Annotated in this window: 11 protein-coding genes, 1 tRNA gene and 2 rRNA genes; 9 read left to right on the plus strand and 5 right to left on the minus strand. The window is 55.0% G+C overall.

The window, feature by feature from the left end; translation table 11 throughout:
* The first annotated feature begins 7 nt into the window (after positions 1-7).
* From rrf (A6U95_RS13180) to aceK, 7 genes are all read left to right on the plus strand, one after another.
* Positions 8-123 (plus strand): 5S ribosomal RNA (gene rrf, locus A6U95_RS13180).
* Positions 124-136: 13 nt separating this feature from the next.
* Positions 137-212: transfer RNA gene (locus A6U95_RS13185), tRNA-Thr, on the plus strand.
* A gap of 54 nt (positions 213-266) precedes the next feature.
* Positions 267-382: ribosomal RNA gene (gene rrf, locus A6U95_RS13190) — 5S ribosomal RNA — on the plus strand.
* A 433-nt stretch (positions 383-815) separates the two neighbouring features.
* Entirely contained in the window at positions 816-1,745 is a 930-nt protein-coding gene (gene metA, locus A6U95_RS13200) for a homoserine O-succinyltransferase (RefSeq protein ID WP_065684822.1), read from the plus strand.
* 375 nt (positions 1,746-2,120) lie between these two features.
* Positions 2,121-3,719, plus strand: coding sequence for a malate synthase A (gene aceB / locus A6U95_RS13205; protein ID WP_065684823.1), 1,599 nt, complete (start codon positions 2,121-2,123; stop codon positions 3,717-3,719).
* Positions 3,720-3,765: 46 nt separating this feature from the next.
* The gene (gene aceA / locus A6U95_RS13210; RefSeq protein ID WP_021180852.1) at positions 3,766-5,073 is read left to right on the plus strand and encodes an isocitrate lyase; all 1,308 of its coding nucleotides are present in this window, start codon (positions 3,766-3,768) and stop codon (positions 5,071-5,073) included.
* A 60-nt stretch (positions 5,074-5,133) separates the two neighbouring features.
* A complete protein-coding gene (aceK, locus tag A6U95_RS13215; RefSeq protein WP_065684824.1) occupies positions 5,134-6,879 on the plus strand; it encodes a bifunctional isocitrate dehydrogenase kinase/phosphatase in 1,746 nt (581 codons plus the stop codon).
* A 36-nt stretch (positions 6,880-6,915) separates the two neighbouring features.
* Here aceK and edd read toward each other — a convergent pair whose 3' ends face one another.
* The 3 genes from edd to iclR form a co-directional block, all read right to left on the minus strand.
* Complete coding sequence (edd, locus tag A6U95_RS13220) at positions 6,916-8,730, minus strand: phosphogluconate dehydratase (RefSeq protein ID WP_065684825.1); 1,815 nt, start codon at positions 8,728-8,730, stop codon at positions 6,916-6,918.
* A 65-nt stretch (positions 8,731-8,795) separates the two neighbouring features.
* Positions 8,796-9,335, minus strand: a complete 540-nt coding sequence (gene gntK / locus A6U95_RS13225; protein WP_065684826.1) for a gluconokinase — start codon at positions 9,333-9,335, stop codon at positions 8,796-8,798.
* A 260-nt stretch (positions 9,336-9,595) separates the two neighbouring features.
* A complete protein-coding gene (gene iclR / locus A6U95_RS13230) occupies positions 9,596-10,426 on the minus strand; it encodes a glyoxylate bypass operon transcriptional repressor IclR (protein WP_024484007.1) in 831 nt (276 codons plus the stop codon).
* Positions 10,427-10,701: 275 nt separating this feature from the next.
* On the opposite strand from iclR, the gene metH reads away from it, so the two are divergent.
* Both metH and A6U95_RS13240 read left to right on the plus strand, forming a co-directional pair.
* Positions 10,702-14,382: a methionine synthase gene (gene metH / locus A6U95_RS13235; protein ID WP_065684827.1), complete on the plus strand. Its 3,681-nt coding sequence runs from the start codon at positions 10,702-10,704 to the stop codon at positions 14,380-14,382.
* Positions 14,383-14,419: 37 nt separating this feature from the next.
* A complete protein-coding gene (locus A6U95_RS13240; protein WP_065684828.1) occupies positions 14,420-14,986 on the plus strand; it encodes a glycerol-3-phosphate responsive antiterminator in 567 nt (188 codons plus the stop codon).
* A 34-nt stretch (positions 14,987-15,020) separates the two neighbouring features.
* Here the strand turns inward: A6U95_RS13240 and A6U95_RS13245 are convergent, their stop codons facing one another.
* Positions 15,021-16,469 carry an FGGY family carbohydrate kinase gene (locus A6U95_RS13245; protein ID WP_065684829.1) on the minus strand — a complete coding sequence of 483 codons (1,449 nt, stop codon included), beginning with the start codon at positions 16,467-16,469 and terminating at the stop codon, positions 15,021-15,023.
* 20 nt (positions 16,470-16,489) lie between these two features.
* Positions 16,490-17,770: an MFS transporter gene (locus A6U95_RS13250; protein WP_065684864.1), complete on the minus strand. Its 1,281-nt coding sequence runs from the start codon at positions 17,768-17,770 to the stop codon at positions 16,490-16,492.
* Between the last annotated feature and the right edge of the window lie 453 nt (positions 17,771-18,223).

Here is an 18,223-nt window from a genome sequence, read left to right on the forward strand (position 1 = left end):
GAATTTGCCTGGCGGCAATAGCGCGGTGGTCCCACCTGACCCCATGCCGAACTCAGAAGTGAAACGCCGTAGCGCCGATGGTAGTGTGGGGTCTCCCCATGCGAGAGTAGGACACTGCCAGGCATCAAATTAGTGTGCTGATATGGCTCAGTTGGTAGAGCGCACCCTTGGTAAGGGTGAGGTCCCCAGTTCGACTCTGGGTATCAGCACCACTTTATTTAAGTGGTTTAGAAGTTCGGCAGAAAGAAAAGAATCAAAAGAATTTGCTTGGCGGCAATAGCGCGGTGGTCCCACCTGACCCCATGCCGAACTCAGAAGTGAAACGCCGTAGCGCCGATGGTAGTGTGGGGTCTCCCCATGCGAGAGTAGGACACTGCCAAGCATCAATTAAGCCAAGAGGCCATCCGCAAGGATGGCCTTTTTGCTATGGGTCAAAAACAGAAGATACCCCCTTACCCCAACCTTCTCCCACAGCACCAACCGAGAACATCAGGAACACCAGTGTGAGCAGCCCGGCGTTGTGGGTGAGCTCGTGCCGCTTCAGGATGCTGGGAGTAAGAAGAAAGATGGGATATTGCGCAGGAATGTCAGCGGACTCGATCGGTTCTCTCTCCTGGGGGAGAGGGCTAGGGTGAGGGGACGACTGCCAACTAAACAGACAAAAGACTCCCTGCTTACTATTTACGAACAGCCCTCCCTGCCTGGCGATGAAACATTTTCACCTTCCCGTTGAATCCTCGACATGACGCTAAAAAAGCGCTATCTTCGGGCATCTAGAAGTCTAAACGTATAAACGGATATGTGAGGGGTAAGCAATGCCGATTCGTGTTCCTGATGAGTTACCTGCGGTCAATTTATTGCGTAATGAGAACGTGTTTGTCATGACATCCTCACGCGCAAAAACACAGGAAATCAGGCCGTTAAAGGTGCTTATTCTCAACCTGATGCCGAAAAAGATCGAAACGGAGAATCAGTTCCTGCGTTTACTTTCCAACTCGCCATTGCAGATCGATATTCAGCTACTGCGCATCGATAGCCGTGAGTCGAAGAACACGCCTACGGAGCACCTGAATAATTTCTACTGTAACTTTGAAGATATCCAGAATGAGAACTTTGACGGGCTGATCGTCACCGGCGCTCCGCTGGGCCTGGTGGACTTCTGTGATGTCGCCTATTGGCCGCAGATCGAGCGAGTGATCGAGTGGGCCAAGGATCATGTGACTTCAACCCTGTTTGTCTGTTGGGCAGTGCAGGCCGCGTTAAACATCCTGTACGGCATTCCAAAGAAGACACGAGAGGTGAAGCTCTCTGGGGTGTACCAGCATCGTACGCTGCACCAGCATGCCTTGCTGACCCGGGGTTTTGATGAAACCTTCCTGGCTCCTCACTCCCGCTATGCCGATTTCCCAACCGAGATCCTGCGGCAGTACACCGATCTGGATATCCTGGCAGAATCAGAGCTGGCAGGTGCCTATCTGTTCGCCACCAAGGATAAACGCATGGCATTTGTCACCGGGCATCCGGAATATGACACCCTGACGTTGGCGGGCGAGTATTGTCGCGATAACGATGCAGGCCTCAATCCGACCGTACCGCTAAATTATTTCCCCGATGATAACCCCGAATTGACCCCCGCAGCTTCATGGCGAAGCCATGGTCACCTGCTGTTTTCCAACTGGTTGAACTACTACGTTTACCAGATCACGCCGTTCGATCTGCGTCATATGAATCCTACCCTCGAGTAACATTTTTCTCTGTAACGGGTGGCTGAATCGAGGCCACCCTGGTTTATCCCACCGTTTTCCCTGCCAAATCTGCAACGTTTCAGCATCGATAACTCATTTAAAAACAATGCATTACTGGTATTTCTCGTTCGCAATGGAACCGGTTTCCTAGTTTGCCATAAATGATAAATAATCTAATCAATTGATAATAAAAGGTTAATAAAATATTTATTAAAAAAATGGAAATCGTTTTTGATTTTTAGTTTTTGTTAGTTATTCTAGGATCCTGCGGGATGACATCTGACCAGTTGGCGGTCTTTTTTTCACCCGATTTCCGACAACAATGCTTCGCCTGGCCTGTAATGGCGGCGTGGAATGATGGAAAGGATCAAGACAATGACGCAACAGATGGTAGGCACAGAATTAGCGTTTACACAGGCTTTCGGCTCTGCAGAGCGGCAGATACTGACGGATGACGCGGTCGAGTTCCTGGCTGAACTGGTGGGGAAATTTACGCCACAACGCAATAAACTGTTGGCGGCACGCGCCAGCTGGCAAGAGAAAATCGATCGTGGCGAGCTGCCTGGCTTTATTTCGGAAACGGATTCCATTCGGCAGGGCGACTGGCAGATCCGCGGCGTTCCCGCTGACTTGCGCGACCGTCGGGTTGAGATTACCGGTCCGGTTGAACGCAAAATGGTGATCAACGCCCTCAATGCCAACGTCAAAGTGTTTATGGCCGACTTTGAAGACTCGCTGGCCCCAAGTTGGGACAAGGTTATCGACGGGCAGATCAACCTGCACGATGCGGTAAACGGCACCATTTCTTACACCAACGAAGCCGGCAAGATTTACCAGCTCAAACCCAACCCAGCGGTGTTGATTGCCCGCGTGCGCGGCCTGCATTTGCCGGAAAAACACGTGCAGTGGCAGGGGGAAGCGATTCCTGGCGGGTTGTTCGATTTTGCACTCTATTTCTTCCATAACTATCGCCAACTGCTGGCAAAAGGCAGTGGTCCGTATTTCTACCTGCCGAAAACCCAGTCCTGGCAGGAGGCTGCCTGGTGGAGCGAAGTCTTTAGTTTTACCGAGGATCGCTTCGAGTTACCGCGCGGCACTATCAAAGCCACGGTGTTGATTGAAACCCTGCCTGCGGTATTCCAGATGGACGAGATCCTGTATCACCTGCGCGATCATATCGTCGGGCTGAACTGTGGCCGTTGGGACTATATCTTCAGCTATATCAAAACGCTGAAGAACCATGGCGATCGGGTGCTGCCGGACCGTCAGTCCGTCACCATGACCCAGCCTTTCCTCAGTGTTTATTCTCGCTTGCTGATCAAGACCTGTCACCGCCGCGGTGCTTTTGCTATGGGCGGAATGGCGGCGTTTATCCCCAGCAAAGACGCCGAGCAAAACGCGGTGGTGTTGGGCAAGGTACGCGCGGATAAAGAACTGGAAGCGACCAATGGCCATGACGGGACTTGGGTGGCACATCCAGGTCTGGCCGATACGGTGATGGAAGTGTTTAACCGCATCCTGGGTGAGCGGCAGAACCAGCTAGATGTATTGCGTGAGAGCGATGCTCCTATCACGGCGGCGCAACTGCTGGAACCGTGTGACGGTGAGCGTACCGAAACCGGTATGCGCGCCAATATCCGCGTGGCGGTGCAATACATTGAAGCCTGGATCTCCGGCAATGGCTGCGTACCGATTTATGGCCTGATGGAAGATGCCGCCACCGCCGAGATTTCACGTACCTCAATCTGGCAGTGGATCCATCACGAGAAAAGTCTCAGCAATGGCCAACAGGTAACCAAAGCCCTGTTCCGCCAGATGCTGCAGGAAGAGATGCAGGTCGTACGTAAAGAACTGGGTGAAGCGCGTTATCACGCAGGCCGTTTCGAAGAGGCGGCACAGCTGATGGAGCGTATTACCACGCAAGACGAATTAATCGATTTCCTGACCTTACCCGGCTACGAATTACTGGCCTGAAACCGTTCCTGACCTTTAACCCTACAGTATTGAAAAGGATAAAAATATGACGACCTCTCGTACCCAACAGATCCAACAGCTGGAACAGGAATGGAAATCAGCACGCTGGGAAGGCATCACCCGCCCTTACAGCGCCGAAGACGTGATCAACCTGCGTGGCTCGGTCAATCCGGTTTGCACGCTGGCGCAAAACGGAGCGGCGAAACTCTGGGAGTTGCTGCACGGCAAATCCCGCAAAGGGTACGTGAACAGCCTTGGGGCGCTGACCGGTGGCCAGGCGCTGCAACAGGCGAAAGCGGGCGTCGAAGCGATCTACCTGTCCGGTTGGCAGGTAGCGGCTGATGCCAACACCGCTGCCGCCATGTATCCCGATCAATCACTGTACCCGGTCGACTCTGTCCCGACGGTGGTTGAGCGTATCAACAATACTTTCCGTCGGGCGGATCAGATCCAGTGGGCAAACCAGATTGAACCGGGCAGCAAAGGCTATACCGATTACTTCCTGCCGATCGTAGCGGATGCCGAAGCCGGATTTGGCGGCGTACTAAACGCCTTTGAACTGATGAAGGCGATGATCGAAGCCGGTGCCGCCGGGGTGCATTTCGAAGATCAACTGGCGGCGGTGAAGAAGTGTGGCCATATGGGCGGCAAGGTCTTGGTACCGACCCAGGAAGCTATCCAGAAGCTGGTTGCGGCGCGCTTGGCTGCTGACGTTCTCGGTGTCCCAACCTTGCTGATTGCCCGTACCGATGCGGACGCGGCAGACCTGCTGACCTCCGATTGCGATCCGTATGACAGCGCCTTCGTGTCTGGTGAACGCACCGCCGAAGGTTTCTACCGTACCCATGCCGGTATTGAGCAGGCGATCAGCCGTGGGCTGGCCTATGCGCCTTATGCCGATCTGGTGTGGTGCGAAACCTCAACGCCGGACTTGGAAGCTGCGCAACGCTTTGCCGATGCGATCCATGCCAAGTTCCCGGGCAAACTGTTGGCCTATAACTGCTCACCGTCGTTCAACTGGAAAAAGAACCTGGACGATCAGACTATCGCCCGCTTCCAGGACGCGTTGTCCGCCATGGGCTATAAATACCAGTTCATCACGCTGGCCGGTATCCACAGCATGTGGTTCAACATGTTCGATCTGGCACACGCTTACGCACGTGGTGAAGGCATGAAGCACTATGTCGAAAAAGTGCAGCAACCAGAGTTTGCCGCGGTCGAGCGTGGTTACACTTTTGCTTCGCATCAGCAGGAAGTGGGGACCGGCTACTTCGATAAAGTCACCACCATTATTCAGGGGGGCGCTTCCTCGGTAACGGCACTAACCGGTTCCACCGAAGAACAGCAGTTCTGATCCCCAAGGGCCTGGCGCGGTGTCAGGCTCTTGTTTCATTCCTGAATGGCAGAGGCAAAGATGGCGGAAAAACTGGAGCTGTTGATTGCACAGACGATCCTGCAGGGCTTTGATGCGCAATATGGCCGCTTTCTTGAAGTCACGGCCGGAGCGCAGCAGCGTTTTGAGCAGGCAGACTGGCCCGCCGTACAACAGGCGATGAAACGACGTATCCACCTTTACGATCACCACGTCGGTCTGGTGGTCGAGCAACTGAAATGTATCACCGGGCAGAAATATTACGATGCGGACTTCCCCAATAGGGTGAAGGCGGTTTATACCGAGCTGTTGCCCGACTACCCGCGTTTTGAAATTGCCGAAAGCTTCTTCAACTCGGTTTACTGTCGGCTGTTCAAACATCGGGATTTAACCCCGGACAAGCTGTTCGTTTTCAGTTCGCAGCCCGAACGGCGCTTTCGTGATATCCCCAGGCCATTAGCCCGTGATTTTACCCCCAACGGTGATTTGGCCGCCATGCTTCACAGCCTGTTGATCGACTTGCCGCTGCGTCTGCCATGGGAAGATCTGCCACGCGATATTCGCTATATCACCCAAGCCTTACTGCAAACCTTCAGCTCCCAACAGCTAGCTGGAGCGACGTTCCAAATTGGTAATGAGCTGTTCTACCGTAACAAGGCGGCCTGGTTGGTCGGTAAGCTGCGCGTGGCCGACGGGGTTTACCCGTTTCTGTTGCCGATCCACCACAGCGAGTCCGGCGCGTTGTTCATTGATACCTGCCTGACCAGCAAGGCCGAAGCCAGCATCGTGTTTGGCTTCGCCCGTTCCTACTTCATGGTGTATGCCCCATTACCAGCGGCGATGGTCGAATGGTTGCGGGAGATCCTGCCGGGTAAAACCACCGCCGAACTGTATATGGCGATCGGCTGCCAGAAGCATGGTAAAACCGAATGCTACCGCGAATACCTGAATTTTATGGCCCAGTCGCAGGAGCAATTCATTATTGCGCCGGGCGTGAAAGGTATGGTGATGCTGGTGTTTACGCTGCCGTCCTTCGATCGGGTATTCAAGGTGATCAAAGACGAATTTGCGCCGCAGAAAGAGGTTACGCAGGCGCAGGTGATGGCCTGCTATCAACTGGTAAAAGAGCACGATCGCGTCGGGCGGATGGCCGATACCCAGGAATATGAGAATTTTGTAGTGGATAAGGCGCGCATCAGCCCGCAACTGCTGGCGGAGTTGCAGCGCGAGGTGCCGGAAAAGCTGGAAGATCTCGGCGATCGTGTGGTCATCAAGCACTTGTATATGGAGCGTCGGATGACACCGCTGAACCTGTATCTCGAACAGGCAGACGAACGGCAAATGCATGACGCCATCGAAGAATATGGTAATGCGATCAAACAGCTGGCTGCAGCCAATATCTTCCCTGGCGATATGCTGTTCAAAAACTTCGGCGTGACGCGTCATGGGCGCGTAGTGTTTTACGACTACGACGAGATTTGCTACATGACCGAAGTGAACTTCCGTCATATTCCGCCGCCGCGCTACCCGGAAGATGAACTGGCCAGTGAACCCTGGTATAGCATTTCACCCAACGACGTTTTCCCCGAAGAATTCCGCCATTTCCTGTGTGGCGACCGGCGTATCCGCAAGGTCTTTGAAGAGATGCACAGCGATCTGTTCGAAGCGGACTACTGGCGAGGATTGCAGCAGCGCATCAAGGAGGGGCATGTCGAGGATGTGTTTGCCTACCGTAAAAAGCGGCGTTTCAGCCAGCGTCTGCCTTCGGGGTACGCGCAGGCTGGCTGATAGCAGCAGGCCCAGCAAGCTGGGCCATGGCCAGGATTAAAACGTGATACAGCAGGCACCTTGTTCGGCCCCGGAAAGCTGGGTGCGTAACGCACCAAACAGTTCACGGCCACAGCCGATCCTTTCAGCGCTCAGATCGGGGTGATAGGGAGTGCGCTGGGCCAGCTCTTCTTCCGAGACCAGCAGTTGCAGCTCGCCGGTGCGGCCATTCACCCGGATAATATCGCCGCTTTGTACTTTGGCCAGCATGCCGCCGGTGTACGCCTCCGGGGTGACATGGATCGCGGAAGGAACCTTGCCGGAAGCGCCGGACAGGCGGCCATCGGTTACCAGCGCTACCTTGAAGCCGCGATCCATCAATACCCCGAGCGGTGGCATCAGCTTATGTAGTTCAGGCATGCCATTGGCCTGCGGCCCCTGGAAACGTACGACCACTACGCAGTCCCGATCCAGTTTGCCTGCTTCGAAGGCAGGGACGATATCGTGCTGGCTTTCGAATACGATCGCCGGGGCTTCGATAATCTGATTATCAGCAGGCACCGCCGACGTCTTCATCACCGCCCGGCCCAGATTACCGGCCAGCACCTTGGTGCCGCCATGGTGCTCGAACGGTTTGGCTATGCTGGCAATCACGTTAGCGTCCAGCGAACTTACTGCCCCGTCGCGCCAGGCTAGCTGGCCATTGTCCAGCCAAGGTTCCTGGGTGTAACGTTCCAGGCCGAAACCGGCGACGGTATGCACATCCTGATGCAACAGGCCATTGTTCAGCAGCTCACGCACGACCAATTGCACACCGCCTGCCGCCTGGAACTGATTGATATCCGCCGGGCCATTGGGGTAGATGCGGCACAGCAGTGGCACCGAATCGGAAAGCTCAGAGAAGTCATCCCAGTTGATGATGATGCCTGCTGCGCGAGCCATGGCCACCATATGCATCGTCAGGTTGGTCGATCCCCCGGTGGCCAGTAGCGATACGATGCCGTTAACCACCACTTTTTCATCCACCAATTGGCCTATCGGCAGGTAATTACCGGCGGTTTCTGTCAGGCGGGTGATTTGGCGAGCGGCAGCATCATTGAGCGCATCGCGCAGCGGCGTGTCTGGATGAACGAAAGAGGCGCCGGGCAGATGTAGGCCCATCACTTCCATCACCATCTGGTTGGTGTTGGCGGTGCCGTAGAAGGTGCAGGTGCCAATCCCATGGTAAGAGGCAGCTTCGGCTTCCAGCAGCGCATGGCGATCGGCTTTGCCTTCGGCATACAGCTGGCGCACACGTACTTTCTCTTTATTCGGCAGGCCGCTGCTCATCGGCCCGGCAGGCACAAATACGGCAGGCAAATGGCCGAAGGACAGGGCAGACATCACCAACCCTGGCACAATCTTGTCGCAGATACCCAAGAACAATGCGCCGTCGAACATGTTATGGGACAGACCGATGGCTGCGGACATGGCAATTACATCGCGGCTCATCAACGACAGCTCCATACCGTCCTGCCCCTGTGTCACGCCATCGCACATTGCTGGCACACCACCTGCGACCTGGCCAACGGCGCCAACGCTGTGCAGCGCCTGTTTTAACCTCTGTGGATAGCTTTCATAAGGCTGGTGGGCAGAGAGCATATCGTTGTAAGCGGTGATGATGGCGATATCGCTGCGCACCATGTTTTTCAGGGCGGCTTTATCGTCGGGCTGGCAGGCGGCAAAGCCGTGAGCCAGGTTGCCACAGGCTAGCTGTGAGCGGTGTACCGTCTGCGTACGGGCTGAGCTAATACGTGCCAGATAGGAAGCTCGGCTCTCTTTTGAACGTTCAATGATGCGTTGTGTTACACGTGCCAGGGTGCTGTTAATCATACCATCCTCACAATGCAGCCCTAATGCGCGCGGCGAGGGCTAGTTATGTTGTTCAGAACATCTCGTTATGCACAGGCTTCTTGCGGCAGAAAACTCTGGATATGTCGCACTGTGTCGGCAATCACCGCATCCAGCGGCTGATCGATATCGATCGCCTGGACGTCACTTTCATCTTGGCCCGGCTGCTCCAGAGTGGCGAACTGAGTGACCAGCATTTGGGGCTTGAAGAAATGCCCCTTGCGGGCAGCCAGCCGAGCTTCGATCACTGGGAAGTCGCCGTGCAAATAGATGAATGACAGATTGTCGTTACCGGCTCGCAGCCGATCGCGATAATGTTTTTTCAGCGCAGAGCAGACGATGATGGAGACTGCATTGGTACGCTGCATGGCGAAAGCGGCGTCGTTCAGGGCAGCCAACCAGGGTGCGCGATCGTCATCATTGAGCGGTTCGCCTGAGGCCATTTTCTGGATATTGCAGCGAGGATGGAGAAAGTCACCGTCCAGGAAGTTGGCGGATAGCCGTTGGGCCACGGCACTGGCGACGGCGGACTTACCGCTGCCGGAAACGCCCATAATGACGTAAACACGATTCTGATTATTGGTCATGGTTTGGTTCCCCCACCTGCGAGCCATAGTCTGTTGAAGCTGTATTATTTGACGGTTAATTGTTACCGGTAACATGTTATCGGTAACATTGTCGAGGGAAGCGCCAAAGGTTGCAATCGGCTTTCGGTGGCAAGATCGCTAATTGTGATCGAATTCATACTTTTCGCAGGATGCGAAACAAAGTCTCTACAGCGCGATACAGAAAAATAACAGCGGGGATTTGCTCATGACGTCGGGCGCCGAATGCTGCGCCCGTCTAATCACCGTACGCCGCCGTACTCAAGGCTGATCTCTTTTGCCGCATGGATCACCAGCGCACCCAGCTCAGTTACGCGATCGTCGGTAATGCGCGATACCGGGCCGGAGATGGAGATGGCGGCAAAGGCTTCGCGGTGCTCATCAAAGATGCAGGCGGCCAGGCAGCGTAAGCCAAGGGCATGCTCTTCATCGTCGAACGAAAATCCCTGTTTGCGGATCACCGCTAACCCTTCTTTCAGGTTATGTGGCGTTAGCGTATGCGGGGTATAGGTGTGCATGCCTTTTTTATGCAGCAGCCGGGTTACCTCATCGTCTTGCATGCTGGCCAGAAAGGCTTTGCCCGCACCAGAAGCATGCATCGGCAGCTTGCCGCCAATTGGGGCCGACATGCGCATCAACGCGGTGCATTGCACCTGATCGATAATCACCGCCTGATCCTCGGCTTTGTCCATCACCGCCAGATTGACCGTTTCACCCGACTCTTCCATCAGGCGGCGCAGCGTAGGATGCACCATGGCCAGCAGGTTACGGCTTTGCAGGAAGCTGCTGCCCACCACAAACGCATGTGCCCCCATGGTCCACAGGCCAAGATCGCCCACCTGACGAACAAAACCCTGCTGCTGCATGGTTGTCAGCAGGCGATGGGTGGTGGAGTTGGGCAACCCGGCCTGTTGGGCCAGATCGGTCAGTGCCACATTGCCCTGCGCTTCGGCAATATATTCCAATAGTTTCAGACCACGGGTCAGTGACTGGACCTGGCCGGTCGCCGTGCTGGTGGCGGGCGCGGCGGCGCGGGGTTTTTTACCGCGTTTGGCGGGAACGGGAGTGGCCATGATTCACCTTATGCTTTCCGTATGATGGAATTCATTTTCGTTTTTTGAGTATGAATTGCAAGTTGCTTCTCCGCTCATCGGATCTGTTGCTCGGCGAACCTGAAAAACTCTCAATACCCGCTCGCACCTTTGCCGCCATAACCTGTGCTAGGATGTCAGACCCTCCATCTTTCAAGTTGCAGGATGCATGACGGGCGCAGCGTGCCGCGCCGCTACAACATTGGGATGTGGGGTAATAAGTCGTCGGGCGGATAATCGGGTGTGAAGGGGCTACAGTGATAAATCGAGTGGAACAACTGCGTCAGCAGCTATCGCAGCGTATTTTAGTGTTGGACGGCGGTATGGGCACCATGATCCAGAGCTATCGGCTGGAGGAGGCAGACTACCGCGGTGAGCGTTTTGCCGATTGGCAAAGCGATCTGAAAGGCAATAACGACCTGCTGGTGTTGAGCAAGCCGGAGGTGATCACTGCGATCCACAACGGTTACTTGGAGGCGGGGGCCGACATCCTCGAAACCAACACCTTCAACTCGACCACTATCGCGATGGCCGACTACCATATGGAGTCGCTGTCCGCGGAAATTAACTACCAGGCCGCTTTGCTGGCTCGTGCTTGTGCTGATGAATGGACGGCGCGCACCCCGGAAAAACCGCGCTACGTTGCTGGTGTACTGGGCCCAACCAACCGTACCGCCTCTATCTCCCCCGACGTTAACGATCCAGCTTTCCGTAATGTCTCTTTTGATCAGTTGGTAGAGGCTTACCGCGAATCAACCCGTGCGCTGGTGGAAGGGGGCGTCGATCTGATCATGATCGAAACCATCTTCGATACCCTGAATGCCAAAGCGGCGGCCTTTGCGGTCGAAACCGAGTTTGAAGCGCTGGGTGTGACCTTACCGATCATGATTTCTGGCACTATCACCGACGCCTCTGGCCGCACCCTTTCCGGCCAGACTACGGAAGCGTTCTACAACTCGCTACGTCATGTCAAACCGCTGACCTTTGGCCTGAACTGTGCGCTCGGCCCGGATGAATTACGCCAATACGTGGCGGAGTTGTCTCGTATCTCTGAAAGCTATGTCACTGCCCACCCGAATGCCGGTTTGCCCAATGCCTTTGGTGAATACGATCTCGATGCCGAAGAGATGGCCAAACAGGTGGGCGAATGGGCGCATGCCGGTTTCCTCAATATCATCGGTGGCTGCTGTGGCACGACTCCGGCGCATATTGCCGCGATGGCTAAAGCGGTTGACGGCGTACCGCCACGGCAGTTGCCAGCGTTACCGGTGGCTTGCCGCCTGTCCGGCCTGGAACCGCTGAATATTGATGCCAAATCGCTGTTCGTCAACGTAGGTGAGCGTACTAACGTTACCGGCTCGGCCCGATTCAAACGGTTGATTAAAGAAGAAAAGTATAACGAGGCGCTGGCCGTGGCTCGCCAGCAGGTGGAGAGCGGTGCCCAAATCATCGACATCAACATGGATGAAGGGATGCTCGACGCCGAAGCGGCGATGGTGCGCTTCCTCAGCCTGATCGCCGGTGAGCCGGATATCGCCCGCGTCCCGATCATGATCGACTCCTCTAAATGGAGCGTGATCGAAAAGGGCCTGAAATGCATTCAGGGTAAAGGCATCGTCAACTCGATCTCGATGAAAGAGGGCGAAGAAGCCTTTATCCACCATGCCAAGCTGGTACGCCGCTACGGTGCCGCCGTGGTGGTGATGGCCTTCGATGAGGTCGGCCAGGCGGATACCCGCCAACGCAAATTTGAGATTTGCCGCCGTGCTTACCAGATCCTGACCGAACGTGTGGGTTTTCCGCCGGAAGACATCATCTTTGACCCGAACATTTTTGCCGTCGCAACCGGTATCGAAGAGCATAACAACTATGCCGTCGACTTTATCGAAGCCTGCGCCGACATCAAAACCCACCTGCCGCACGCGATGATCTCCGGCGGCGTGTCCAACGTCTCCTTCTCGTTCCGTGGCAACGATCCGGTGCGTGAGGCGATCCACGCGGTGTTCCTGTATCACGCTATTCGCAACGGCATGGATATGGGGATCGTCAACGCCGGGCAGTTGGCGATCTATGACGATCTCAGCACCGAACTGCGTGAAGCCGTTGAGGATGTGGTGCTCAACCGCCGTCAGGACGGCACCGAGCGTCTGCTGGAACTGGCGGAGAAATACCGGGGCAGCAAAGACAATGAAGTGGCGGTTCAGCAGGCTGAATGGCGCGGCTGGCCGGTAGTGAAGCGCCTGGAGTATTCGCTGGTTAAAGGCATTACCGAATTTATTGAGTTAGACACCGAAGAAGCGCGTCAGCAGGCGGATCGCCCGATCGAGGTGATCGAAGGGCCGCTGATGGCAGGCATGAACGTGGTGGGCGATCTGTTCGGCGAGGGCAAAATGTTCCTGCCGCAGGTGGTGAAATCGGCCCGCGTGATGAAGCAGGCGGTGGCCTATCTCGAACCTTACATTGAGGCCAGCAAACAGAAAGGCACCACCGCCGGGAAAATTCTGCTGGCGACGGTGAAGGGCGACGTGCACGACATCGGCAAAAACATCGTCGGCGTGGTGCTGCAATGTAACAACTACGAAATTATCGATCTGGGCGTGATGGTACCAACGGACAAGATCCTGAAAACCGCCCGCGAACAGAACGTGGATATTATCGGTCTGTCTGGCCTGATCACCCCGTCGCTAGATGAAATGGTCAACGTGGCGAAAGAGATGGAGCGCCAAGGTTTTACTCTGCCACTGCTGATCGGCGGGGCGACCACCTCCAAGGCCCATACCGCGGTGAAGATTGAGCAGAACTACAGCGGCTCGACTACCTACGTGCAGAACGCCTCGCGTACCGTTGGCGTGGTTGCGGCGCTGCTGTCAGACACCCAGCGGGACGAGTTTGTCGCCCGCACCCGCAAAGAGTACGAAACCGTGCGTATCCAGCACGGGCGTAAAAAGCCGCGTACGCCGCCGGTCAGCCTGCAACAGGCGCGGGATAACGCCATGGTGCTGGATTGGGAAAACTACCAACCACCGGTGCCGAACAAGCTGGGGGTGTTCCCGGTTGAGGCCAGCATTAACACGCTGCGCCACTATATCGACTGGACGCCGTTCTTTATGACCTGGTCACTGGCGGGCAAGTACCCGCGCATTCTGGAAGATGAAGTGGTAGGGGAAGAGGCCAAGCGCCTGTTCCAGGATGCCAACGAAATGCTGGATATGTTGGCCGCTAACGGTAGCCTCAACCCGCGTGGTGTCTACGGTCTGTTCCCGGCCAACCGCGTTGGGGATGATGTGGAGGTCTACCGGGATGAAAGCCGTGAAGAGGTGTTGGTGGTTAGCCGCCACCTGCGTCAGCAAACGGAAAAGACCGATTTTCCGAACTATTGTCTGGCCGATTTTGTGGCCCCGAAAAACAGCGGCAAAGCCGACTATTTTGGCGCATTCGCGGTTACTGGTGGGCTGGAAGAAGATGCTTTGGCGGCGGCCTATGATGCCAAGCATGACGATTACAACAAGATCATGGTCAAAGCGTTATCCGATCGTTTGGCAGAGGCCTTTGCCGAGTATCTGCACGAGCAGGTACGTAAGCGGCATTGGGGCTTTGCCGCCGATGAAAATCTGAGTAACGAAGAGCTGATCCGTGAGAATTATCAAGGTATTCGCCCGGCTCCCGGCTATCCTGCTTGCCCAGAGCATACCGAAAAAGCGGAGATCTGGCAGTTGCTGGACGTTAATCGCCATACCGGCATGGAACTGACCGAGTCCTTCGCCATGTGGCCTGGGGCAGCGGTATCCGGCTGGTATTTCAGCCATCCGCAGAGCAAGTACTTTGCCGTGGCACAGATCCAGCGCGATCAGGTTGAAGACTATGCGCAGCGTAAGGGGATGAAGATCAGTGACGTAGAGCGCTGGCTGGCCCCGAATCTGGGATACGATGCGGACTAATTTGCAGCCAGCAGGCTGAAAGAGACAGGGGAACAACGTGTCTATCGAAGAACTGTTAAAGCTGCATCCGGTGATCGCAGCGGTCAAAGATAATGAAAGCCTGCAGATCGCGGTCAAATCGGACTGCCAGATCATCTCGGTACTGTACGGCAATATCTGCAATATTGGCCGCATCGTGCAGCAGGTGAAGGACGCGGGCAAATATGCTTTTGTGCATGTTGATTTGCTGGAAGGCAGCTCCAACAAGGAGATCGTGATTAATTTCCTGAAAATCGTCACGGCGGCGGATGGCATTATCAGCACCAAAGCCTCGATGGTGAAGGCGGCGCGTCAGCAAGGTTTCTACACCATTCACCGGCTGTTTATCATGGACTCGATTTCCTTCCACAATATCGACAAACAGGTGGCGCAATCGACGCCTGACTGCATCGAAATCCTGCCGGGTTGCATGCCTAAGGTGCTCGGTTGGGTGGCAGAAAAGATCGACTTGCCGATCATTGCCGGTGGCTTGGTGTGTGATGAGGATGATGCGCAAACCGCACTGAATGCCGGGGCCATCGCCGTTGCCACCACCAATCACGACGTATGGAAGTTGAAATTGTAAGAGTAAGGGCACCGAATGCCGGTGCCCCTGCCTTTTAGTCGACTAAAGGACTGAGTGCCTGTAGCAGCGGATCCAGATGTTTGTTTACCTGTTGATACACCTGCTGATTCAACTGATTGTAGAACCGATGGTTAGCCATATTCGGTGCAAAACTGTCCCCCATTCGTACCAGCTTCTGCGCGGCCTGTTCGTAATCGCTAAAGACGTTCACCGCCATTCCGGCGTTGATGGCACAGCCCACCGCTGCGGAGCCTTTCATCACGTTACGGCTGGTGGGGATGCCAAACACGTCGGCAAAGATCTGCATAAACAGATCGCTGTTGGCCCCGCCGCCGGAAATAATCAGGTGCTTGAACGGGGTTTGCAGCTCCAGCGCCATCTTGTCCATATGGTTTTTCATGGTGAAGGCAATGCCCTCCAGCACCGAACGGTACATATGGGCACGGGTATGGCGGCCATCGAAGCCAATCATGGCCCCTTTACGGAATTCCGCTTCAGACGGTGGTGCCCAATCGTGGACGGTGATCAGGCCTTCACAACCTGCAGGAACGCGCTCTGCTTCCTGATTCAGTAACTCCTCAATGCTGGTCCCGGCGTCATGGGCATCCGACAGTGCGGCTGCGCCAAACTGATCGCGGAACCAACTGATGGTCCACATGCCACGGCGCACGCCCATGCACTCATACAGGTAACGTCCAGGGATCGAGGCCTGGAACGGCCAGAAGTTTTGCGCGTCCTTCACGTTGGCATGGCCGTGTACCATGGCCCCGATATAGGTGCCGAGGGAAATCAGCGCAACGCCTTCATCTAGCGAACCGGCTCCCAGCGCTTCAACCGCTTTGTCATGTGCGGTAGCCACCACCGGAATACCTGCGGGGATGCCGAGCTGTTGCGCCACATGCTGAGTGATGTGGCCGAGGATTTCACCGGGTTTCACCACGTCCAGCACCATGTCGCGCGTCAGGTTACAGCTTTGCCAGACGGCGGGATCGGTGCTCCAATCGAGGCGGTCATTGTCCATCGGCCACCAACCGATGTAGTTGGCGCAGGTGTCTTTGAACTCACCGGTCAGGCGATGGGTGATGTAACCCGAAGTTGTCGTTACATAACGCACGCCCTGATAGGCGTTGATATATTCGTAAGGCTTGTTCAGGCGTTTGTCCATCCAGTTAATCACCGGATAGGCCAGCTCACCGTTATCCTTCAACAGCACCCGGCAGCAGCGGACGATGCAAATGCCCATCGCCAGAATGTCCTGCGGCTTGCCACCACGTTCGCCAAAACGCTGCATGGCGCGGCGGAAAGCCACCTTAAGCGAATCCCACAGATCGTCGTCCGGGTGTTCTGCCAGCAGCGGGGCAGGGATATCCATCTTGCGTAACTGCTGTTTCCCTTCGCAAATTGCGTTGCCGTCCAGATCAAAAATCACCACTTTGGCGCTCTGGGTGCCCACGTCCACACCCATCAGGTACTTGCTCTTCATGTCGCAACTCCTTGAGATAATTATTCGGTGACCGGCTGTGTTGTTGTGCTTTTGGCACCGGCGCGCTTGATATTGTTAAACAGCAGGAAGGTGAACACCACGACCAGGCAGGTTGCCCCTAACCCCATCAGCCACATATTGTGATAAGCCTCGGCGGCGGGCAGCGTGTCCTGCCAGTGGCCGATAACCGGGTAAACAAACACGTCGGGCAGGAAGCCGATCACCGAGCAGATCCCCACGGTGGTGCCCATAATGTATTTTGGCGTTCTGGCTTCGCCGATACAGGCAAAGTACAGCCCGCGTGAGGCGTAGCAGGTGAAGGCCAGCAACAGGATCAGGCCAATCCCCACGGCGACCGAGGTCGGGTTCTGGTTGGTGATCAGCAAGACGGCCAGGGTGGCCAGGCTGACTAACGCCAGTAACTGAATAGCTCGCGTTGGCGATTTCAGCCGGGTGTAGGTGGTGATGATCCCACCGAGTGGCCCGCACATGGCCCGGAAGATTTTGTTGATCGCAATCCCCATATAGCTGGCGGCGACCAGGGTCATACCGTACATTTCGGTCAAGTAGTTGGTGGAGTAGCTGAGGATGGCGTAGATGGTATAGACACCAAAGATGATCATGCTGCAATACCAGGTGGTGCTGATTTTGAGCACCGAGAGAATATCCCCCAGGCTGAATTTATGCGGTTTTTCACTCTCGTCACTGGTGACAAAGCCATCTGTGACAAAGAACCAGCAGAGCATGCCCAACAGGATATATACGCCGCTGTAGATCAGGATCACTGCCTTCAGGCTGTTGGGGTTTTCCGGAGCAAACAGCGAGAAGATCCACATGGTGAATACGGCCAGGGCCATCACACCCACGCCGCGTAACCCCTCCATCCAACCCATGATTTTGCCCTGCTCTTCATGGTTACCGAGCAGCGAGGCCGCCTTGATCGAGACCGACCACAACAGCAGGATGGTGGTGATCGCGAAGGCGACCTGGATCAGGATCATCACCCAGAACGGCGGATAGACCGCCATCAGCAACCCCAGCAGGCCGGTGGCGATCATCGCGAAGGTCATCATCTTTCTATGGGAGAACTTATCAGCAATGATCCCACTAGGGGCATACAGAATAATTGCGGTGATACCGAAGGTGCTCATAATCAAGCCGATCTCGGTATTGGAGAACCCCATAAACTTGGCCATTGGGATTTGGTAAATATAACGCAGATAGGCGAGATCGAAACTTACTCCGCCGCTGATACTTATTATTGCCAGCGTTAACCAACGGTGGGAATTATTTTTTTCCATGGTGAAGTTCCGCATAAATACACCCATTAATGGTTAATGTTTGGTGTGCTCTCCGTCTTTTAACCGTTATTGGGTACATCGCGTTAAACAAAAAAAGAGAAAAGCAAGCTTCCCGCAGTGCAGGAAGTTACTTTTCTCTTCGTCTCTTTCAGTAACTGCGATAATAAATAGCACGGCAACCTATAATTCATCTGTGAGAGTTATCACAAAACCGAAGTAGGGGACATTAGGTGGGATCTGATTGCGTAGTAATTCACCGAGATACTGCGAAATAAATAAACTTTAATATCAATCTGACCTGGAAAAAATGAAACTGTGATAGGCGTCACGGAATAACCTTGACCCTATGTGTTACTTTTTTTGCCAGTTACTAGAGATGAAGAGAAAAGTAACTTCTCTGCCAAGTGCAGGGAGGTTGCTTTTCTCTTTTTTTTTGCGTTTTTTCCAGACCAA

It is taken from the genome of Serratia sp. 14-2641, from assembly GCF_001692375.1.
GTDB lineage: Bacteria > Pseudomonadota > Gammaproteobacteria > Enterobacterales > Enterobacteriaceae > Chania > Chania fonticola_C.